Annotated in this window: 20 protein-coding genes and 1 tRNA gene; 9 read left to right on the forward strand and 12 right to left on the reverse strand. The window is 71.3% G+C overall.

The genetic code is table 11. The features are described 5' to 3' along the window. Positions 1-114 precede the first annotated feature (114 nt). The 3 genes from AB0E24_RS35495 to AB0E24_RS35505 form a co-directional block, all read right to left on the reverse strand. Complete coding sequence (locus AB0E24_RS35495; protein WP_359383385.1) at positions 115-636, reverse strand: single-stranded DNA-binding protein; 522 nt, start codon at positions 634-636, stop codon at positions 115-117. Positions 637-864: 228 nt separating this feature from the next. After that, a complete protein-coding gene (locus AB0E24_RS35500) occupies positions 865-2,790 on the reverse strand; it encodes a GTPase (RefSeq protein ID WP_359383388.1) in 1,926 nt (641 codons plus the stop codon). 6 nt (positions 2,791-2,796) lie between these two features. After that, positions 2,797-4,407: a dynamin family protein gene (locus tag AB0E24_RS35505; protein ID WP_069866269.1), complete on the reverse strand. Its 1,611-nt coding sequence runs from the start codon at positions 4,405-4,407 to the stop codon at positions 2,797-2,799. 379 nt (positions 4,408-4,786) lie between these two features. On the opposite strand from AB0E24_RS35505, the gene AB0E24_RS35510 reads away from it, so the two are divergent. After that, positions 4,787-4,859 (forward strand) — tRNA-Arg (locus AB0E24_RS35510). A 165-nt stretch (positions 4,860-5,024) separates the two neighbouring features. On the opposite strand, the gene AB0E24_RS35515 is transcribed toward AB0E24_RS35510, so the two are convergent. Both AB0E24_RS35515 and AB0E24_RS35520 read right to left on the reverse strand, forming a co-directional pair. Next, positions 5,025-5,570 (reverse strand): AraC-like ligand-binding domain-containing protein, encoded by a 546-nt coding sequence (locus tag AB0E24_RS35515; protein ID WP_359383391.1) that lies wholly within the window; start codon positions 5,568-5,570, stop codon positions 5,025-5,027. 39 nt (positions 5,571-5,609) lie between these two features. After that, entirely contained in the window at positions 5,610-6,191 is a 582-nt protein-coding gene (locus tag AB0E24_RS35520; protein ID WP_359383394.1) for a TetR/AcrR family transcriptional regulator, read from the reverse strand. Between the two features lie 38 nt (positions 6,192-6,229). Here AB0E24_RS35520 and AB0E24_RS35525 point away from each other — a divergent pair, with 38 nt between their 5' ends. After that, positions 6,230-7,060 (forward strand): oxidoreductase, encoded by an 831-nt coding sequence (locus AB0E24_RS35525; RefSeq protein ID WP_174882095.1) that lies wholly within the window; start codon positions 6,230-6,232, stop codon positions 7,058-7,060. A gap of 225 nt (positions 7,061-7,285) precedes the next feature. Here the strand turns inward: AB0E24_RS35525 and ctaD are convergent, their stop codons facing one another. After that, on the reverse strand, positions 7,286-9,001 hold the full coding sequence (ctaD, locus tag AB0E24_RS35530) for an aa3-type cytochrome oxidase subunit I (protein WP_069865729.1): 1,716 nt from the start codon (positions 8,999-9,001) through the stop codon (positions 7,286-7,288). 645 nt (positions 9,002-9,646) lie between these two features. On the opposite strand from ctaD, the gene AB0E24_RS35535 reads away from it, so the two are divergent. Then, positions 9,647-10,711 (forward strand): sporulation protein, encoded by a 1,065-nt coding sequence (locus tag AB0E24_RS35535; protein WP_359383399.1) that lies wholly within the window; start codon positions 9,647-9,649, stop codon positions 10,709-10,711. Between the two features lie 154 nt (positions 10,712-10,865). On the opposite strand, the gene AB0E24_RS35540 is transcribed toward AB0E24_RS35535, so the two are convergent. Continuing rightward, positions 10,866-12,122: a cation:proton antiporter gene (locus AB0E24_RS35540; protein ID WP_102934681.1), complete on the reverse strand. Its 1,257-nt coding sequence runs from the start codon at positions 12,120-12,122 to the stop codon at positions 10,866-10,868. 4 nt (positions 12,123-12,126) lie between these two features. Next, positions 12,127-12,597, reverse strand: a complete 471-nt coding sequence (locus tag AB0E24_RS35545; protein WP_351379610.1) for a cation:proton antiporter regulatory subunit — start codon at positions 12,595-12,597, stop codon at positions 12,127-12,129. 188 nt (positions 12,598-12,785) lie between these two features. On the opposite strand from AB0E24_RS35545, the gene AB0E24_RS35550 reads away from it, so the two are divergent. Together AB0E24_RS35550 and AB0E24_RS35555 are read left to right on the forward strand one after the other, a co-directional pair. Next, on the forward strand, positions 12,786-13,211 hold the full coding sequence (locus AB0E24_RS35550; RefSeq protein WP_069865721.1) for a hypothetical protein: 426 nt from the start codon (positions 12,786-12,788) through the stop codon (positions 13,209-13,211). A 176-nt stretch (positions 13,212-13,387) separates the two neighbouring features. Next, positions 13,388-13,798, forward strand: coding sequence for a VOC family protein (locus AB0E24_RS35555; protein ID WP_102934682.1), 411 nt, complete (start codon positions 13,388-13,390; stop codon positions 13,796-13,798). Between the two features lie 219 nt (positions 13,799-14,017). Here AB0E24_RS35555 and AB0E24_RS35560 read toward each other — a convergent pair whose 3' ends face one another. Next, positions 14,018-15,007 carry a zinc-binding alcohol dehydrogenase family protein gene (locus AB0E24_RS35560; RefSeq protein WP_079260472.1) on the reverse strand — a complete coding sequence of 330 codons (990 nt, stop codon included), beginning with the start codon at positions 15,005-15,007 and terminating at the stop codon, positions 14,018-14,020. 173 nt (positions 15,008-15,180) lie between these two features. After that, entirely contained in the window at positions 15,181-15,399 is a 219-nt protein-coding gene (locus tag AB0E24_RS35565) for an MbtH family protein (protein WP_079257672.1), read from the reverse strand. 166 nt (positions 15,400-15,565) lie between these two features. Here AB0E24_RS35565 and AB0E24_RS35570 point away from each other — a divergent pair, with 166 nt between their 5' ends. The 4 genes from AB0E24_RS35570 to crcB (AB0E24_RS35585) all read left to right on the forward strand — a co-directional run bounded on the left by AB0E24_RS35570 (position 15,566) and on the right by crcB (AB0E24_RS35585) (position 17,992). Next, complete coding sequence (locus tag AB0E24_RS35570) at positions 15,566-16,702, forward strand: polyprenyl synthetase family protein (RefSeq protein ID WP_359383405.1); 1,137 nt, start codon at positions 15,566-15,568, stop codon at positions 16,700-16,702. Positions 16,703-16,782: 80 nt separating this feature from the next. Beyond that, positions 16,783-17,289 carry a fluoride efflux transporter CrcB gene (crcB, locus tag AB0E24_RS35575; protein ID WP_359383408.1) on the forward strand — a complete coding sequence of 169 codons (507 nt, stop codon included), beginning with the start codon at positions 16,783-16,785 and terminating at the stop codon, positions 17,287-17,289. Then, positions 17,286-17,621 carry a putative PII-like signaling protein gene (locus tag AB0E24_RS35580; protein ID WP_069865710.1) on the forward strand — a complete coding sequence of 112 codons (336 nt, stop codon included), beginning with the start codon at positions 17,286-17,288 and terminating at the stop codon, positions 17,619-17,621. The genes crcB (AB0E24_RS35575) and AB0E24_RS35580 overlap by 4 nt, the downstream gene beginning before the upstream one ends. Then, entirely contained in the window at positions 17,618-17,992 is a 375-nt protein-coding gene (gene crcB, locus AB0E24_RS35585) for a fluoride efflux transporter CrcB (RefSeq protein ID WP_167501702.1), read from the forward strand. The genes AB0E24_RS35580 and crcB (AB0E24_RS35585) overlap by 4 nt, the downstream gene beginning before the upstream one ends. A gap of 284 nt (positions 17,993-18,276) precedes the next feature. Here the strand turns inward: crcB (AB0E24_RS35585) and AB0E24_RS35590 are convergent, their stop codons facing one another. Both AB0E24_RS35590 and AB0E24_RS35595 read right to left on the reverse strand, forming a co-directional pair. Next, positions 18,277-19,212, reverse strand: coding sequence for a LysR family transcriptional regulator (locus AB0E24_RS35590; protein WP_069865706.1), 936 nt, complete (start codon positions 19,210-19,212; stop codon positions 18,277-18,279). Positions 19,213-19,517: 305 nt separating this feature from the next. Further along, positions 19,518-20,618 (reverse strand): sulfotransferase, encoded by a 1,101-nt coding sequence (locus AB0E24_RS35595; RefSeq protein ID WP_167459913.1) that lies wholly within the window; start codon positions 20,616-20,618, stop codon positions 19,518-19,520. Positions 20,619-20,627 lie beyond the last annotated feature (9 nt).

Consider the following 20,627-nt stretch of genomic DNA (forward strand, 5'->3'; position numbering starts at 1 on the left):
ACTGCCCGTTCCCCAGGAATACCTGGACCCAACCGATCCGAATCGGAATCGTTATCAATCCTCAGATCGCATATGACCTGGGATTATCGACAAATCTCCCGCATCCATGGCCGCTCACGGGGAAGTTGCCCCGGTCAGTGCGTTTAGAAGCGGTTTGGCCTGTGAAATTCGGCGAAAAGCGGATGTACCGCGCGTAAGATCATGTCCAACCGCCAGCGCGTCGATCTCGGCGGTGACCCAGCGCCTGGGCTGATTCGCCCCGCCACCGGAATCCACACCCGGGGCGGCGGCAGCCGCGCCTCCCCCATCTCCTTGAAGCGGCCGATCCCTCTCCCGATCCCGGTCCCGCTCCCGGTCTCGGTCCCGCTCCCATTCGCGCTCCCGCACCCGCAACGTCCCATGGACGACGAGGGGTTCACCGAGCGATACGGACCCGGCGACATTCGCGGCGAGCGACCGCCATGTCCAGACCGTATAGAAACTCGTGTACGCGTCCGCCCACGCGTCCCGCCCCCGGTCCCAGCGGCGCACCGTCACCGCCAGCCGGAACCGGGCCACCGCGACACCCGCCGCCGTCTCCCAGAAGTCCGGCCGCGTCGCGGCATTGCCCACCACGGTCACCCAGCTCTCGTTCACCGGCTACGCCTCCCCCATCACTTCGCGGCTCTTCCGCGCCGTTCGTGGACCATGCTGCACGGCATCGCGAGACCTCGCCGGGGCCTGTGTACGACCCCGCGGTTGTGGACAACTCGGCCACCCATCCGGGTGAGCGGCCGTCACGCACCGCCTGTGAGGCGCCGCCTGTCACGGCTCGGCCGGTCACGACGCCTCGCCCGTCCGGCGGCCCCCGTCATACCTCCCCCATCACGCCCCGCCCGCCGCGATGACGTACTGCGCCCGTACCTCCCCGTACCGCGCCAGCTCCGCCGCCACCGGCTCGAGCACCCGCCCTCGCCCGCATTCGGCCGCCGCCTCCCTCAGCCGCCCCTCCACCGACCGGCCGTGCCGCCGGGCGGGCCCCCGCGCCGCCACCCGCGAGCCCCACGCCAGCGCCGGGCCGACCGCCGCACCGCCCATCACCAGTAGCACCGGCATCCACCACGCCGCCCCGCCGAACACCCCGGCCACCGCGCCCAACAGCCACAGCACCCCGACCACTTGCAGCAGCAGCAAGGTCACCTGAGCCGCCGCCACCATCGACCACCACACGGGTCGGATCGGCCGCCGGTGTGCCGTCACGGCCGCCACCGCCTCGTCGACCGCCTCCGCCAGCCCTCGGCCGCCCCACTGCGCCGCCTCCCGTACGGCTTGGGCCCATGGACCTGGCAGCCCGGCCGTCGCCTCGTCTCCAAGGGTCCGTACGGCCTCCTCCACCGCCGGGCGCGCCGTGACCTCCTCCACCGCCACCGTGCGCGCCCGCGCGCCCGGGATCCCCGTCCGCTCCGCGGCCGCGGGCGTTCGCGAGGCCAGAGTGCCCGCCGACCCGGCGCGGCCCTTCCTCTCCCGCAGCCGCCCCCACGGCGTGCCGCACGCCCACTCCGCGTCCCTCAGCCAGGCGCGCTCAGCCGCCTTCCCGGCCGCGCCCGCGCCCGCGGCCTCGGCCAGCCGGTCCTCGAACTCCGCCCGCGCCCGCTCGGTGAGCCCGGCCGGCCCGCTGTCGGCCACATACTGCGGCCGCAGCCGCGTCATCGTGCCGTCCACGTCCGCCGACAGCCGGCGCTCGGCCGCCCCGGACTCGGCCGTGAGCCGCCCGAGCATCTCCCGCAGCTCCCCGACGCCCTCTCCGGTCAGCGCGGACAGCGCCAGCACGGCCGCCCCCGGCTCCCCGTGCTCCCCGAGCGCGAGCCCGTCCTCGTCCAGCAGCCGCCGCAGATCGTCCAGCACCTGGTCCGCGGCCTCGCCGGGGAGCCGGTCCACCTGGTTGAGCACGACGAAGGTCACCTCGGCATAACCGGCGAGCGGCCGCAGATAGCGCTCATGGAGGACCGCGTCCGCGTACTTCTCGGGGTCCACCACCCACACCACCGCGTCGACGAGCCCCAGCAGCCGGTCCACCCGCTCCCGGTGGCCCGGGACGGCCGAGTCGTGGTCGGGCAGATCGAGGAGGACGAGGCCGCGCAGCGCGGGGTCGTACGGATAGCCCGGGTTGCGCCGGTCCACCGCCGGGATGCCGAGCCGGTCCAGCAGACCGTCGGCGTGGTCGGTCCACGCACAGGCGAGGGGTGTGGCGGTGGTCGGACGCCGGATCCCGGCCTCGGACAGGGGTGCTCCGGCGAGGGCGTTGAAAAGTGTCGACTTACCGCTTCCGGTGGCCCCGGCGACGGCGACCACGGTGTGCCCGTAAGGATGCCGTCCCCGCGCGTCCGCCTCGTCGAGCACCCGCGCGGCCCCGGCGAGCGTGCGCCCCTCGAGCCGGGACCGGGACAGCCCGACCAGCTGACGCAGGGCCTCGAGACGCGGCCGGAGGGTGCCCGTGGTGAAGCTGCGGACACCGGCCTGGTACACGGCGTAAGGCGGGCCGCCGAAGGACCGTCGGCCGGGCTCCTCCCCCGACAGGCCCGACAAGCCCGACAAGCCCGGGAAGAAACCCGCGGCGCCGTGAGGGATGTCCGATACGGCCTCCTCCGCCCGCCCTTCGTCCACCGCACGGGCCGGGCGGCTCGCGGCACGCCCTCCGGCCCGCCAGTGCGCACGCCGGGCGATCAGCCCGTCGTCCCATGTGTGGCGGTCCCCGGCCGCCCGGTCTCCCCCGCCGTTCTCATTGCCGCCGTTGCCCTCCGTGGCCGTCACCTGCGGTCACCTCTCCTTCTGCAATACGGACAGCGCGGCGATCAGCTCGACCTGGTGTTCCGGGGTCATGTCCAGGGCGTCCAGAGGGGCGAGGCTGCGGTCGCGCTCCGCCCGCATGGCACGGGTGACACAGCCGTCGAGCAGCCGTCCACCGCGGTCGCCCAGGCGCAGCGCCGCATGCGCGCCCAGAGTCTCGGCGAGCTTCTCGCCCGCCTTACGGGCGCGGCGGCCGCCCAGGAGCGCCGCGGCGAGCAGGGCGGCGATCTCCTCGGGGGCGCAACTGCCCCCGTATTCGGCGATCCGGGCCCGGGCCTCCTCCTCGGCCAGTTCCTCGGCGCAGCGCCGCCAGTGCCGTACGGCCACACCAATCCGCTCGGCGGCGCCGTGCGTGTCGCACGGGGCGAGCCCGGCCCGTGCGGCCGGGTCCCGCTTCCCGGCCTCCGCGATCTGTTCGTCGGCGGTGGCGGCGGCGCCGCGCAGCAGGGTGGCCAGGGAGTCGGTGAGAGCCGTAAGGAGCTCATCGGGGGTGCTGTCACGCGGCAGGCCGTGCCAGTGGGTGAGCGCGCCGCCCGCGAGCGCCGCGCCCTGCGCGATCTCCCGCCGCACCCGCTCCACCGCCTCCCCGTAGGCGCCCTCGACCTGCTGGACCAGCCGCACCGCGGCCGCGTGCTGTGCCGCCGCGGCCCCTGCCAGCGCGGGCATCCGGGCGCGCAGCGAGGCGAGCGTCCCGGCGGCCGTACGGGCGGCTGCGACGGTACGGGCGTACGGATCCTGCGCGTGCTGGGTGAGCCAGGACCGCAGTGCGGCGACGGCGGTGGCGGGCAGCAGCCCACTGCCGCCGCCCGCGGATTCGGGGAGCTCGGGGATGGTGAAGCGCGGGACATCGCCGAGCCCGGCCGCCGTAAGGAGCGCGGCGTACTGCCGGGAGACCTCCGCGGCCACCTGATGCGGCACCCGGTCGAGGACGGTGACGAGGGTGACGTCGTACTCCTTCGCGGTCCTCAGCAGATGCCAGGGGACGGCGTCGCCATAGCGGGTGGCCGTGGTGACGAGCACCCAGATGTCGGCGGCGCAGATCAGTTCCGCGGCCAGATCGCGGTTCCGCGCGACCAGCGAGTCGATATCGGGCGCGTCGAGCAGTGCGAGGCCCCGCGCGAGCCCCGGGTCGGTCTCCACCCGCAGCGCCGCCGGGCCCTCCTGTGCCCGCCCCTCCTCGTCGTACGCGCTCTCCGCCCGCTCCCCCTGCGCCGGCACCCACACCCTGGTGAGCCTCGGCAGCACCCGCTGCCCGGTGAACCAGTGGTGATCGTCGGGGTGACACACCAGCACCGGAGTACGCGTTGTGGGCCGCAACACACCGGCCTCGGTGACCCGTCTGCCGACCAGCGAATTGACCAGCGTGGACTTGCCCGCCCCCGTCGATCCCCCGATTACCGCCAGGAGGGGCGCTTCGGGGGCGCGCAACCGGGGCACGAGGTAGTCGTCCAGTTGAGCGAGTAGCTCGGCACGGCTGCGGCGAGCGCGGTCGGCGCCGGGAAGGGGGAGCGGAAACCGAGCGGCGTCGACACGGTCGCGCAGTGAGGTCAGCGCGTCGAGCAGCCGGGGCCGTACGTCCAAGATCGCCACGTGGTGAAGAATGCACGCTTTTGGTGTCTTTTTGAAGCGTATGCTCACTCGTGCGCGTCAAAGAGACCCACCCGGATCACCCTAAAAGGAGCACGAGGCGGACGTGACGACAGCGGCTCGGGCATAACGAGTACACAACACCCGCTCCCTGAGGCGTGAAAAACGATGCGAGATTCGGACCTGCCTGCGATTATCAGACCGCTTCACCGAACCTCCACAACGTGCCACGGAGGTGAAGCAACCGGGGCGAGGCGCAAGGAGCCCTATCCTTGTCCCGGCAAGGTCACGGTCCGTCGAGCCCGGCCACCCGCACCACGGCCGCCCCGTCGGCCCCGCAGGTCCCGGGGGCTCAGCAGCTCCATGACCACCGGCCCCCGTAGCTCAGTGGATAGAGCAGGCGCCTTCTAAGCGCTTGGCCGCAGGTTCGAGTCCTGCCGGGGGCGCACCGGACCCTCTTCTCTACGCACGTAGCGAAGGGGGTCTTTCTCGCTGTTCAGGGCCGATTCCACCGATCGCGACACGCCGGAGCCGGCCCTCGGTGGCGCCGACGTCGCGGGCGGCGCCGGAACCCGCCGGGTCCTCGGCGACCCGCTGATCCTCGGCGACCGTTATGGACCGTCTTCGGTGTCGAGGGAAATATGCCGGTAGTCGGTCGGCGTCATGTGGTAGCGGCCATGGAAGGCACGGGTGAAAGAGGCATGGTGGGTGAAGCCCCAGCGGGCCGCGATATAGCCGATGGAGGCGGCGCGTTGGGCGGGGTCGGCCAGATCGCCTCGGGCGCCTTCCAGGCGCAGGCCGGTTTCCAGCCGTGTCATGTCCTGGGCTCGATAGGAGGCTTCACATGCACTCAACTGGGTGAGAAATCCGACCAGGAGCCTGCCGATTCCCTGATGTTCTGTCAGCGAACAGGTGACCAAGTCCGCTACGGGCAGTGGGATCAGGGCTTTGGGGATCTCCAGGCCGATCCCGGTGAACCGCCCGCCCATCCGGCATGCGAAGGGCCGGGAGCAGTCGATGAAGTACATGCCTCCCGGGCCATGGACGTTCGCCAGGCCGGACTGCTCGATCGCCACACTGCCGGTATGCAACAAGGTGAGGTGATACAGCTCCGGATCCGACTGGCGGATCAGCCTCGGAGTGCGGATAAACCGCATCCCGTTCGACGAGGCGCCGCCGCCTCTTGCGCCGACCGGTCAGGCGCCGTCGGCCCCATGCTCGGATCCGATCAGTGAGCGGGCCACCGCGAGCGCCGCTTTGTGGCGTTCCGACTGTCGGCCGCCCAGTTCGCGTCCGCGTGCCGCGGCCATGATCACAGCGGCCAGGGCCAGCCGTCCGCGCATCGCGCCCTCGGGCCCTTCGCCGCAGGCCAGTGCGCGGGTCAGGTCGTTGAGCCGCTGCTGGAGGGTGCGCGCGGCGGTCAGGCCCCGCAGGGCGTACTCGTTGAGCTGGGCGCACACCAGTGAGGCGCCGTGCTCGCCTCGGACCAGGGCGTCGAACCGCTCGACTGCTCGCATGCGGGTCGCGGCGGAAGGCGGGTGGGCGCGTGCGGACTCGATGACGGCGTCGAGTGCCGGGAGCAGTTCCTCGTAGGAGCTGGTGAGCAGTTCCTCCTTGTTCGCGAAGTGGTGCAGGACGGCCTGTCTGGTGACGCCCGCCTGCTTGGCGACCTGGGCCAACGAGGTCAGCTCGTAGCCCTGCTCGGTGAAGAGTTCCAGCGCGATGGCCCGCACGCGTTGACGCGTGTCGGTACGCCTTCTGTCGGCTTGCTCCGGCATCTAAACTGCCTTACTGGTAAGTCAGGTATTCTGATCGCATGAACGGCACTGAGAGCAACGTACCCGCCGGTGGGAGCGGGATCGCCGGGTCCCCGCCGATTCCCGACGAAGGGCTCGCGGGGCGGCGCGCGCTGGTCACGGGCGGGAGCCGCGGACTCGGCGCGGCGATCGTGCGGCGACTCGCCGCGGCGGGCGCGACCGTGTTCGCGGCAGCCAGATCGGCGCCGCCCGAGGGCTCGCTGCCGGCGCGGTTCTTCACCGCGGACCTCGCGGACCCCGACGGAGCACGACAGCTGGCGGAGCGGGTGCGCGACGCCGCCGGCGGGGTGGACATCCTCATCGACAACGCCGGGGCCGGCAGCGCCCCGGCGGACACGCTGACCCGGCCGCTGGAGACCTGGCGCTCGGACCTCGAGAGCAATGTGCTGTCCGCGATCCGGCTGGACCAGGAGCTGGTCCCGGGCATGGTGGAGCGCGGCTCGGGGGTCGTGGTGCATGTCTCGTCCATCGCGAGCCATCTGCCACAGCCGGGCCAGGCCGCCTACGCGGCGGCCAAGGCCGCGCTGAACAGCTATAGCCGCTCGCTCGCGGCCGAGGTCGGCCCGGCCGGGGTACGGGTGGTGTGCGTCCTGCCGGGCTTCATCGCCACTCCGGGGGCGATCGCGCACCATCAGAAGATCGCCGACAGCCAGGGAGTTTCGCTGGAGGAGGCGCAGCGCGACCTCGCGGCGCGGCTGAACGTGCCGATGAACCGCCCCGGAACCCCTGAGGACGCCGCCGAGTTGGTCGCGTTCCTGGTGTCGGAGCGGGCGCGCTGGCTCACCGGATCCCAGTTCCGCGTCGACGGAGGCATCCTCGCCCAGGTGTAGCCCGCTTCGGCGACCGAGTTCGTCTCGCATGTCCGTGAGATGCGCCAACTGGTCATCGGCGGCGGGTCGGGTCGGCTCGGTTCGGGTCGGGTCGGGTCGGGTCGGATCAGCTCGGCTCGGCGCTTTCGGCGGCGATGTCGTCGCGCTTGCGCCGAAGGGCTCGGCCTGAGGACACGCCCCCGGCTCCGCGCCCTCTGTGACGGGCCCGCGCGGCCCGCGTCGGGATCAGTCCTCGCGGTCCCGGCTGCCCTCGCCCGCCCCGGGGCCGAGGGCCGGCCGGCCTGCGGCGGCGGGCACCTCCTGGGGGACGATCTCAGGGTGGTGGAGGTCGAAGGCGGGGGATTCGGAGCGGATCTTCGGCAGGGTGAGGAAGTTATGCCGGGGCGGAGGGCAGGCGGTGGCCCACTCCAGGGAGCGGCCCCATCCCCACGGGTCGTCGACCCCGACCTGCTTCCCGTACTTCCCGGTTCTCCACACGTTGTAGAGGAACGGCAGGGTGGACAGGCCCAGAAGGAAGGAGCCGATGGTGGAGACCGTGTTCAGCGTGGTGAAGCCGTCGGCGGCCAGATAGTCGGCATAGCGGCGCGGCATACCGATGACGCCCAGCCAGTGGTGCACCAGAAAGGTCGTATGGAAGCCGACAAACAGGGTCCAGAAATGGATCTTGCCGAGGCGTTCATCGAGCATCCTGCCGGTGAACTTGGGCCACCAGTAATAGAACCCGGCGAACATCGCGAAGACCACCGTACCGAAGACCACATAGTGGAAGTGGGCGACGATGAAATAGCTGTCGTGGACCTCGAAATCCAGCGGGGGCGAGGCGAGGATCACCCCGGTCAGCCCGCCGAAGAGGAAGGTGACGAGAAAACCGATGGACCACAGCATCGGCGTCTCGAAGGAGAGCGAGCCACGCCACATGGTGCCAATCCAGTTGAAGAACTTCACCCCGGTCGGCACCGCGATGAGGAACGACATAAAGGAGAAGAATGGCAGGAGCACCGCTCCGGTGGCGAACATATGGTGGGCCCACACCGTGATGGAGAGGCCGGTGATACCGATGGTGGCTCCCACCAGTCCCACATAGCCGAAGACTACCTTGCGGGAGAACACCGGAATGATTTCGGTGATGATGCCGAAGAACGGCAGGGCGATGATGTAGACCTCGGGGTGGCCGAAGAACCAGAAGAGGTGCTGCCACAGCACCGCCCCGCCGTTGGCCGCTTCGAAGACGACCGCACCGAATTTGCGGTCTGCCTCCAGCACCAGCAGGGCGGCCGCCAGCACGGGGAAGGCCAGCAGCACGAGGATCGAGGTGAAGAGGATGTTCCAGGTGAAGATGGGAAGCCGGAACATCGTCATCCCCGGGGCGCGCATGCAGACGATGGTGGTGACGAAGTTGACCGCGCCCAGGATCGTCCCGAAGCCGGAAAAGGCGAGGCCCATCGCCCACATGTCGCCGCCCACGCCCGGTGTGCGCACTTTACTGCTGAGCGGCGTATAGGCGGTCCAGCCGAAGTCGGCCGCGCCGTCGGGGGTGAGCAGACTGCCGATCACGATCAGCCCCCCGAAGGCGAAGAGCCAGTACGCGAACATGTTCAGCCGGGGGAAGGCGACATCCGGGGCGCCGATTTGCAGCGGCATGATCTCGTTGGCGAATCCGGCGAAGACCGGTGTGGCGAAGAGCAGCAGCATCAGCGTGCCATGCAGGGTGAAAGCCTGGTTGTACTGCTCCGGGCTGACGATTTGCAGTCCGGGCCGGGCGAGTTCGGCCCGCATCACCATGGCCAGCAGGCCGGCGATCAGAAAGAAACCGAACGCGGTCACCAGGTACAGGTGTCCGATTTTCTTATGGTCGGTGGTGGTGAGCCAGTCGACGAGGATGCTGCCGAGTTTGGTGGTTTCGGCGGGAGCTTGATATTCGGGCTTGGTTGTCATCGCCATGTCCGTGTCCGCTCCTCGGCCGTATGCATGGGTGGGCGGCCGGCGGCACCGGCCGACGAATCCTTTGTGTCGATTTGCCCACCATTACCCGAAGCGGGACGGCGATTCGGGCCCGACTCGCCGTAGAGGTCCCGGGCCGGTCAACGGGCCCGGAGCGAGCGGACCCGGCCGACCGTCGGCCATGAGCCGGTCATGAGCCTTCGGCCGTGAGCCGCCAACCGCGAGCCGTCGGTCATGAGCCGCCGTGGCGACCCCGGGGCCGGACCTCGGTCCCCCGAGCCATCCGCGACGGTCTGCGCCGCCATCGCCGGATCCCCGCACTCACGACGACCGCCACGGCACCGAGCAGCGCCGATCTCATCCGTCGCACACGAGTCATCATGCTCCCTTCACATCGCCATAGCGGGCCTAGGGATTCACCCCGAGTTGCCCAGGGCCGGAGGCCCATGCAGCCGGCTCTCCGCGCGCGGGCGAGCCTCTGAGCTGGGCCATCGGGGGCGCCGACGGCGGAGGTCGCGTCACCCCGGCCGTCTTTGCCATTCCAGAAGGCGTACATGGGAATCCCTTTACCACTCCATTCGTTCCACGCATGCCCCCCACGGAACAGAGAACGAACACAGTGACAGCGAAGGAGTGAACGCCGCGATGGTGTTCAAACGAGTGCTCGGCTCGCTCGGGGTCGGTGGGCCCGTCGTGGACACGGTCCTCGACCGGGGGCCGGTGCGCCCCGGTGGCGTGGTGCGGGGGCAGGTGCGGCTGCGGGGCGGAGGCAGCGGCTGCGATATCGAGCACCTCGCACTGGAGCTGGTCGCCAGGGTCGAGACCGGGCCCGGCGGCGAGGAGCACGAGGGCGGTGTGATCGAGGAGCACGAGGGCGGTGTGGTCTTCGACCGCCTCCGGCTCAGCGGGGGGTTCCGGCTCGACGCGAGAGAGCACAGAGATGTCCCGTTCACCATTCACATACCGTGGGAAACCCCGCTCACCGAGCTGTCCGGCCAGCCGCTGGGCGCCGACCTGGGCGTCCGGGCCGAGCTCGCGGCGCGGGGCGCGAAGGACCACGGCGATCCGGAGCAGCTGATCGTGCGCCCGCTGCCGGTCCAGGAAGCCGTGCTGGGGGCGCTGGGGCGGCTCGGCTTCGGACTCATCGCCGCCGATCTGCGGCTCGGCCGTATCGCGGGCAGCGGGCAGAAGCTCCCCTTCCACCAGGAGTTCGAGCTCACCCCCGCCCCGCGGTACATCCACGATGTGAACGAGATCGCGCTGACCCTGCTGACCGGCCCCGACGGCATGGAGGTCGTTCTGGAGGCCGACAAGCGCGGCAGACTCTCCCCCGGGCCCTCCACCCCTCACAAGCACCTTCCCGGTGGGCCCGGCGCCCCGGGCCGCCACACGGTGAGCCATGAGGGCCTTGAACACCGCGACTGGACCGGTGAGGTCGACTCCTGGATCCGGGCGCTCATCCAGGCCCGCGGCGCCCGCACCGCCCCCACCGCCCGCACCGGGGCGGTGGCCGCGGGCGTCGCGGGCGCTACGGCGGCCGGGGCCGTGGGCGGCGTGGTCGCGGCTGGACTCGGCGACGCGTTAGGAAACTCAGGGAAGTTGGGGAAGTTAGGAAACTTAGGGAAGTTAGGGAACTTACAGCGCTTACAGCACTTAGAGGGCTTACGGGACGCGGAGGGCGCGGGCCCCGAGGAGGAGCACCAGGGGTGAGGCGCTGAGGGCCACGGGCCCTCCCCTCCCCGCGGCGAGACCCTCCCGCGGCCCCCGGCACGCGCCCCAGGGCGGCCCCCGGTGCGCACGCCAGGACGGCCCCCGGTGCGCACACCGGCGAAGCCTTCCCGGTGCGCACACCGGTGAGCGACGGCTAGGAGCGACGCCCCACCGCGTCGGAGTCGTCCACCGTCTCCCGCGCCACGCCATCGCCCTCGACCGCCCCCGTCGGCGCGGGCCGGCGGCGCGCCGCGAGCCGGTCCGTGACCTGCCGGGCGATGGGCTCGGTCCAGCGGGCGGTGAGCGGCCCGAGGACGACCAGGATCAGGACGTACGCCGTGGCCAGCGGGCCGAGCGACGGTTCGATACCGGCGGTGACGGCGAGTCCCGCGATGACGATCGAGAACTCGCCCCGGGCCACCAGCGTGCCACCGGCCCGCCAACGGCCCCGGGTGGAGATCCCGGCCCGCCGCGCCGCCCAGTACCCGGTGGTGATCTTCGTACCCGCGGTGATGACGGCCAGCACCATGGCGGGCAGCAGCACCGGGGGAATGCTGGCCGGATCCGTGTGCAGACCGAAGAAGACGAAGAAGACCGCGGCGAACAGATCCCGCAGTGGGCTGAGCAGAATGTGGGTGCCCTCGGCGACCTCCCCGGAGAGGGCGATGCCCACCAGGAACGCGCCGACGGCCGCCGACACCTGGAGCTGCTGGGCGATCCCCGCCACCAGCAGCGTCAGCCCCAACACCACCAGCAGCAGCTTCTCGGGGTCGTCGCTGGAGACGAAGCGGGAGATGAGCCGGCCGTAGCGGACGGCCAGGAACAGCACCAGACCGGCCACGCCGAGGGCGATGGCCAGGGTGACGGAGCCCGCCGCCAGGCCCGCACCGGCCAGCAGCGCGGTGACGATCGGCAGATAGACGGCCATCGCCAGGTCCTCGAGGACGAGGATGCTCAGGATCACCGGGGTTTCGCGGTTGCCGAGCCGGCCCAGATCGCCGAGGACCTTGGCGATGACACCGGATGAGGAGATCCAGGTCACACCGGCCAGCACCACGGCGGCCACCGGCCCCCACCCCAGCAACAGAGCCATGATGGCGCCGGGCAGTGCGTTGAGCACCGCGTCGACGAGCCCGGCCGGGTACTGGGTCTTGAGATTGCTGACCAGATCGCTGGCGCTGTACTCCAGGCCGAGCATGAGCAGCAGCAGGATGACGCCGATCTCGGCGCCGGTCGCGACGAACTCCTCGCTCGCCCCCAGCGGCAGCAGCCCGCCCTCGCCGAAGGCCAGTCCGGCCAGCAGATACAGCGGGATCGGAGAGAACTGGAACCGTCCGGCCAGCCGCCCCAGCAGCCCCAGGCCCAGGATGACGGCACCGAACTCGATCAGAAAGACGGCAGATGAATGCATGGGCTCACGCCCGTCCGAGTATCGCCGCGGCCGTCTCCACGCCCTCGCGGGTGCCGATCACGATCAGCTCGTCCCCACCGGCCAGCCGGAAGTCGGGGGTCGGGGAGGGGATCGCCTCCGCTCTGCGCAGCACGGCCACGATCGAGGCGCCGGTATCCGTCCGCATCCGCGTCTCGCCCAGCACCCGCCCGTTCCAGTACGACGTGGACGACAGCTCGATCCGCTCGGCCACCAGCCCGAGCTCGGTGGTGGACAGCAGGTTCGGGCTGTGATGGCTCGGCATCAGAACCCCGACGAGCGCCTCCGCTTCCCCTGCCGTCAGCGTGGTGGACAGGGCGCACTCATCGGGGTCCTCCTTCCGGTACGCGCTGAGCGTGCGGTCGCCGTCGCGATGCGCGATGACCGAGAGCCGCCTGTTCTCTCGTGTTGTCAGGTCGTACCGAACCCCGATGCCGGGCAATGGCGTACTGCTCATCCGCGGAGCGCCCACAATCATCCCTCTCGTCGCTTGATTCTCATGACACCCTAACGAATGGCAAAGAATTGGTAATGACGGCAGGTGTGCGAAGGTGCGGTGGGACGATGCCGACCGCATCGGGGTGGTCGACGAGGAGCATGTCATCGGTCGACGTGGAGGATGGTGCCCGGAGGAGGGTGGTGCCCATGATCGAGTGGAGGCGGCTCAGCACCGGTATCAGGCCGGTTCCCGATCCAGTCGCCACTCCCGTCATCTGGGGCGGGGCCGGCTTCGGTGCGCTGGTCCTGGTGGCGACCCTGAACTTCCTCGGCGGCCACGGCCGCCCCGTGTTCGCCCTGGTCGGGCTCTCGCTGCTGGCCGCCCTGCTGGGGCTGTGCGCGCGTTTCGTCGCCGCGCCCGGTACGGCGGGGCTGTGCTGGCTGTTCCTCAACGGCTTCGCCATTCCACCCGCGGGCCGGCTCTCCTGGGCGGTCGACCGCGACGCCTTCTGGCTCGCCTGCCTCCTGGCGGCGGCCGTCGCGGGCACCGCGCTCGCCCGCATCGTCAACGCCCGCGCGGGATACCGCCGCATCACCCCGTTCGGCCCACGGCCGGGCCCACCGGAGTCGTAGCGGCCAAGGCCGCCGGAGTCCTGGCGGTCAGGGCCGCCGGAGTCGTAGGTCCCAGGGCCGTGGGAAGGCCCTGCGAACGGCCGATGCCCCGGCCGCGGGCCCGTCTCTAGGCTTCGGGCGCGGCCCGGCGATCACGGCGCCGTCGCCGCGTTCCCCACGACGAAGGAGGCGCCCCCATGCCCGCCGACGGTCAGAGCCACATCCGTATCGCCCGCCCCTCGCGCGATCTCGCGGCGGCCGAGCGCTTCTGGTGTGCGGGGCTGGGGCTGAGCGTGGTGTACCGGGCCGAGGGCGGTGACCGGCCCGGGGAGCACGATCTGCTGATGGTGGGCTGGCCCGACGCCTCCTGGCACCTGGAGCTCGTCCACGAGGCGGCCCACCCCGTGGAGCCCCGGCCGACCGAGGAGGACCTCCTGGTGATCTACCTCGATGAGGCCGTCCCCGAGGAACTGGTGACCCGCCTCACCCAGCACGGCGGCACCCGCGTCGCCTCCCCCAATCCGTACTGGAACGAATGGGGCGTCACCATCGAGGACCCCGACGGCTACCGCCTGGTGCTGTGCCGCCGCGGCTGGTCGAATTCCTGAGGCGACGAGGCCACTTCTTCCTGCGGCGAAGGGCCCGCTTCGCCAGGTGATGCGCCCACTTCGCCCGGCGCCGGGCCCGCGTCGGCCGGATACCGGGCCCGCGTCGGCCGGATACCGGGGCCGTCGCGCTCAGCGGATCGGCGGAAGTGGGCCGCGGTTCGGAAGACGCTCGCCGCCGCGGACGACCGACGGCAGGTCAGGGCACTTCCCGCGGAGCGCTCAGCGCGGCAGCGTCAGGACCGCCACCCCGTTGACGCGGTCGGCGGCGAGGTCGTCCAGCGCGGCGTCCGCCCGGTCGAACGGGTACGGGGTGACCGTGACGCCGATGCGGTGCTCGGCGGCCGCGGTGAGGAATTCGCGCCCGTCCTCGCGGGTGTTGGCGGTGACGCTGCGGACGGTGCGTTCGCGGAAGAGGTGGCGCTCGTAGTCGAGGGACGGGATGGCGGAGAGGTAGATACCGGCGATGCTCAGCGTGCCGCCCGCGTCCAGCGCCTCCAGGGCGACCGGCACCAGATCGCCCACCGGGGCGAAGAGGATGGCGGCGTCGAGGGGCTCGGGCGGGCGGTCGTAGGCGTCGTTCGCGGAGGCGGCGCCCAGTTCCAGGGCGAGGGCCTGGGCGGCGGGCGAGCGGGTCAGGACATGGACGACGGCGCCCTGGGCGATGGCGACCTGCGCGGTGAGGTGCGCGGAGCCGCCGAAGCCGTAGATGCCGAGCCGGCCGCCCGGCGGAAGGTCGGCCCGGCGCAGGGCGCGGTAGCCGATGATTCCGGCGCACAGCAGCGGGGCGAGCTCCTCGTCGGAGTATCCGGTGGGCAGCTCATAGGCGTAGTCCGCCGGTACGGTGACGTACTCGGCGTAGCCGCCGTCCGCGTCCCAGCCGGTGTACTCCGAGAACGGGCACAGGTTCTCATGGCCCCGGACGCAGTAGCGGCAGCGGCCGCAGGTGTGCCGTAGCCAGGGGACGCCGATCCGGACTCCGGCGCCGGGGCGGCGCGCCCGCGAGCCCGCCGCGACGACCTCGCCGACCACCTCGTGACCGGGGACGACCGGGCTGCGGTGCGGAGGCAGATCGCCGTCCCGGACATGCAGATCGGTGCGGCACACCCCGCAGGCCCGGACCCTGACCAGCAGCTCGTCATCGGCCGGTCGCGGCACCGGCAGCTCCACCTGTTCGACCCGGCCCGGGGTGGGGACCACCCATGCCCGCATGGTCGCCGGAAGGCCGGCGTTCGCGTCCGTCACACCGCCAACGTAACGCCGTGGGGCCCGCGGCGACCGTAAGGCACGCGTTCGGGCCGGGACGCCGTCGCGCGGTCGGGCGGGGGCGCGTATCGCGGTCGGGCCAGGGGGCGTATAGGTCAGGCCGAGGGGGCGTATCGCGGTCAGGCCGGGGTGCCGTCCATCGCGGTGATCAGGCTCTTGGGCCGCATATCGGTCCAGTGCTCGTTGATGTGGTCCAGGCACGCCTGGCGGTCGTCCTCGCCGTGGGCGACCGTCCAGCCCGCGGGGACCTCGGCGAAGGCCGGCCACAGCGAGTGCTGCCCCTCCTCGTTGACGAGCACGAGATAACGGCCGTCGGGGTTCTCGAAGGGGTTGCTCATCGCTGTTCTCCTCGCTCACGGTCGGCGTCGACAGGCTTGACGGTACCGGCCGGGGGCGGGCGTTCACCGAGAGGCCGCAAGGGCCTGGGGAAGCCTGGATACGGAAAATGGCACCTTCCTGACAGAATCCGGGGTTCCGGTGGCTCTGTCCCCTACGGTCCGCGGCATGGTCGCGTCCGCCAGAACCGAGCCCAGGGGCTCCATGGCCATGGAGCTCACCATCGGCGATCCCACGCTCATGGCCCGGCTGGAGCGCGGCATGGACGCCTCGGAGGAGCGGCTGCGCGCGCTCGCCGCCGAGGCCCGGGACCCTTATGTCGCGGAGGTCGCCGGACATCTCTTCGGCCGGGGCGGGAAGCGGCTGCGCCCGCTCCTGGCGCTGGTCGGCGCGGAATTCGGCGAGCGCCGTCCAGCGGCCGCCGATCCATCGGCCGCCGGTGCCTCCGCCACGGGCACGGCCGCCACCGACCCGTCCGCCACCGGTCTGTCCGCCACCGACGCGCCCGCCGCCGTGGATGCCACCGTGGATGCCGCCGCCCTGGCCGAGCTGGTCCATGTGGCCTCGCTTTTCCACGACGACGTCATGGACCAGGGCCTCACCCGGCGCGGAGTGCCCAGTGTCAACGCCCGCTGGGGCAACACCACCGCCGTACTCGCGGGCAACTGGCTGCTCTCGAAGGCGGCCCAGCTCGCCGCGGAACTCGGCCCGGAGACCATCCGATTGCAGTCCAAGGTCACCAATCGGCTGATCATGGGCCAGATACGGGAGCTCGTCGGCCCCTCGGACGACGACGATCCGCTCTCCCACTACTTCACCGTGGTGGCCGGGAAGACGGCCGCGCTCATCGCCATGGCGCTTCAGCTGGGAGCGGTCCGTACGGGCGCCCCGGACCGCGTCGTCCAGGCGCTCGCCGAATACGGGGAGCACCTCGGAATCGCGTTCCAGATATCCGATGACATCCTCGATGTCACCTCCACCTCCGAGGTCTCCGGCAAGGAGCAGGGCAAGGATCTCGCGATCGGCGTCGCCAGCCTCCCGGTGCTGCTGGCGCTGGCCGACGAGCGGCCGGAGGCGGGTGAGTTGCGCACCCTGCTGACCGCTGCCACCGCCACCGCCGCCGAGGGCACCGGGCTGCCGAAGGCCGTCGCGCTGCTGCACCGCTGCGGGGCGCTGGCGGAGGCGCGGACGGTGCTGCACGCGCGGCTGCTGCGCGCCCGGACCGCGCTGAACGGACTGCCGGACGGCCCGGCCACCCAGGTGCTGCACGCGCTCTGCGACTTCGTGGCGCGCCGGGACCACTGACCGGCTCCCGTAGCTCTCCGATCTTCCCGGCCCGCCTCGCCCGGTCGGCCGGTGTCGGCGTCGCGTCGTAATCTGAGCCCATGGGCAGCTCACGGTCAGAAGTGGTGGAGGAGCCCATCGACCCCGATACCGACCCCGTCCCGCCCGCCCCGCACCACCCGTGGCGCGGGCAGGGGCCCGTGGTGGGCGTGGTGGCGGTGGGCGGCGCGCTCGGAGCGATGGCCCGCTATGGGGCGATGCTGCTCTGGTCGACCCCGTCCAGCGCCTTCCCCTGGACGATCCTGCTGGTGAACGCCGTCGGCTGCGCGATCATCGGCGTCTTCCTGGTGCTGATCACCGAGATGTGGACGGCCCACCGGCTGGTGCGGCCCTTCTTCGGCACCGGTGTGCTCGGCGGCTTCACCACCTTCTCGACCTATGCCGTGGACTTCGCCCGGCTGGTCCAGGAGGGCCGTATCGCGATCGCCTTCGCCTATCTGATGGGGACGCTCGTGGTGGCGATGGCGGCCGTATGGGCGGCCGTGGCGGCCACTCGGCGCGTCATCGGCGCATACGGCGACGGCCCCGGCGGGAGGGTGGCCAGATGAACCTCGAGCCCGCGCTGCGCCTGACCGTCTTCATCGGCGAGAACGACACCTGGCACCGCAAACCGCTGTCCGCCGAGATCGTGCACCGTGCCCATCGCGCGGGGCTCGCGGGCGCGAGCGTGTTCCGCGGCGTCGAGGGGTACGGCTCCACGTCCCTGATCCACACCTCGCGGCTGCTGTCGCTCGGCGAGGATCTGCCCATGGCCATCGTGATCATTGATACGGAGGAACGGGTGCGGTCCTTCCTGCCCCAGCTGGAGGAGATCGTGGGTGACGGCCTCGTGGTGGTCGACCCGGTCGAGATCGCGCACCCCGGGGGCCGGACCCGGTGAACTGGCTGCTGGTGATCGCGGGCGGAGTGGTCGGCGCCCCGCTGCGCTATGTGACCGACCGCGCGGTCCAGACCCGGCACGACTCGGTGTTCCCCTGGGGCACGTTCATGGTCAATGTGGTGGGCTGTGCGGTGCTGGGCCTGCTCACCGGCGCGGCGCAGGCGGGGGCGGCGTCCGAGCGGCTCCAACTGCTGCTGGGCACGGGGTTGTGCGGGGCGCTGACCACGTACTCGACGTTCTCGTACGAGACCCTGCGGCTGGCCGAGGAGGGCGCCCGGCTCTTCGCCGTGGCGAATGTGGTGCTGAGTCTGGTGGTCGGAGTGGGCGCCGCCTTCGCGGGTGTGGGGCTGGCCCACGCGATCTGGGGCTGACGGCTCCCCCTTCGCGGCAGTCCCGGCCTTACCGCGTCCGCCCCCTCACGGCGGCCTTACCAGCGTCCGTCCGCCTCGCGACGGCCTTACCAGCGTCCGTCCGCCTCGCGACGGCCTTACCGCGTCCGCCAGCTTCGCGGCAGCCTTACCGCGTCCGCGCCCCTCCAGGCGGCCTTACCAGCGTCCGTCCGCCTCGCGACGGCCTTACGCGTCCGCCGCCTCGCGGCAGCCTTACGGCTCGCACCGGCTTCGCCGCCCGCACCGCCCCACACCGCCCCGCACCGCTACGGCAGCAGTCGCGTCGTGGTCGGCGGCAGGCCGAACTCCCCCGCGGCCGCCGTCCGCAGATGCTCCAGCATCACCCGGCGCAGCTCACGCGCGGCCCGGGGCGGCGCGGCGTCCTTACGGTGGGCGACGGCGATGGTGCGCTGCATGTCGTGGCCCGCGAACGGCGTGATCCGCAGCCCGGACCTGGCCGCCACCATGCCCGGCAGTACGGCGATGCCGAGCCCGGCCCGTACGAAGCCGAGCACCGCGTCCATCTCGCCGCCCTCGACTGTGAAGGACGGCTCGAAACCGGCCGCCCGGCAGGCCGCGGTGGTGAATTCCCGCAGGTCGTAGCCGCGCCGGAACATCACCATGGGGCGGTCCCGGAGATCCTCGACCCGGATCTGCCGACGCCTGCTGGGCGGCGGGGACGCGGGCGATGAGGCCACCACCAGCTCCTCCCGCAGCAGCTCGGTGGCGGCGAGGGCGGGGGCCTGGCCGGGCAGCGGGGTGATGATCAGCGCGAGGTCCAGTTCGCCCGCGGAGAGCGTGCGGACCAGGTCCTGGGACCCGCCCTCGTCCACGATCAGCTCGATGCCCGGGAACTCGTCGTGGAAGCGGCGCAGAACGTCGGGGACGAAGCTGGCGCACAGGCTCGGCGTGGCCCCCAGCCGCACCCGGCCGCGCCGCAGCTGGGCGACCTCCTGGACCTCGCGGTGCGCGGTCTCGGTGTCGGCGATGATCTGGCGGGCCAGCGGCAGCAGTGCCTCTCCGGCGTCGGTGAGGGCGATATTGCCGCGCACCCGGTGGAAGAGATCGGCTCCCAGCTCCCGTTCGAGGGCGCGGATCTGCTGGGACAGCGAGGGCTGGGCGACATGCAGGAGCTCCGCGGCGCGGGTGAAGTGCCGGGTCTCCGCGACGGTGGCGAAATATCGCAGCTGTTGCAACTGCACACCACGATGATAGGCACCGGCTATGGACGTCCGGCCAGGGCGTGCCCTGGGCGTATCGGTCTCTCTCGGAGAACTCGCAGAACCCAGAAGCCCCGGAGAACCCGGAAGACCCGGAAGCCCCGGAGAACCCGGAGAACCCGGAGAACCCGGAGAACCCGGAGAACCCGGAGAACCCGGAGAACCCGGAGAACCCGGAAAGCCTGGCGAACCCCCAAAAGCAGGGCGCCACCCGGCGACCGGCCTCGGCCTGCGGCAGGCGGCCGTCGCCGGGTGATGATGTGCGCCCTACTGGATGACGTGCGCCCCTACTGGTGGACGGCCAGCGCCCGGGTGCCGGGGCTACAGGACTCCAGCAGCGAGGTGAGCTCCTCCGTGGGCAGCTTGCGCGCGGCGCCGGGCCGGCCACCGTCGAGATGGGCGACGGACGCGTCCAGCCAGCTGCGCCACGGTTCCACCCCGATGAACTCGGCGAGCCGGATCAGCTCCTTCTCCGGCTCCTCCAGCAGGTTCTCGTAGGACAGCGCGGTGCGCTGCTCCGCCGGGACCGCGTCCAGCTTCTCCAGGCCGTCGACGATCGTGTCGGACCACAGGGCGCCGAACGCGCTGATCGGGATGGGTCGGTCCCATACCAGCGCCGGGTCGTAACGGTCGCTCAGCAGCACGGCGAGGTCGGCCGGCAGCTGCGCCACATGCTCCGCGGTGAGGTGCTCCGGGGTCTCCAGACCGCAGTGGTCGGCCATCTCCCACAGCAACGGGATCATCCGGAAGCTGAAGTGGCGGCTCATGGAGACGGCGCAGTCGGGGCCCTCGCGGTAGAGGTGCACAAAGCGCGCCTCGGGGAAGGCGCGGTGCATCTCCGGCACGCGGCCGATGGACATACCGGTCCGCTCGACGACGGCGTCGGGGTTGCCGAACCGCGCGCCGAGGCTGGTGAACAGGGCCGTCCAGTGCTCTGCCGGACGGCGGGTGGGCCAGGAGGTGACCTCGGACTCCAGCTCGTCGAAGAGCGTGTCGGGGTCGTCGGTCAGATGGGGCAGCACCATGACGCTGATGGCCGGGATACCGGTGGTCTCCGCGTCGAACCGCCGCCCTGGCACCCGGTGGTAAAGGAACTCGGGTGCACTGGCACCATTTTTGATCATGCTATTGGTGATCGGATTGGGCCGGGACAGATATCCCCAGAACTCCGGACCGCTCAGCGCAGTCTCGTCCAGCATCTCCCGTTCGGGAACACTGGCGAACAATTCATTGATGCTGAGAACATCCGGATGAATATTGATGACCTGAGACAGAGCCGTCGAACCGCACCGACCGGTGCCGACGACAAATGTCAACTTCTGGTTGACCACGCGCACTTCCTCCCGTTTGCTCGGACAACTAGTTGTTTCCCTAGTGGCCGTTCCCATAGTGGCCCA

It is taken from the genome of Streptomyces malaysiensis subsp. malaysiensis (genome assembly GCF_040653035.1).
GTDB lineage: Bacteria > Actinomycetota > Actinomycetes > Streptomycetales > Streptomycetaceae > Streptomyces > Streptomyces malaysiensis.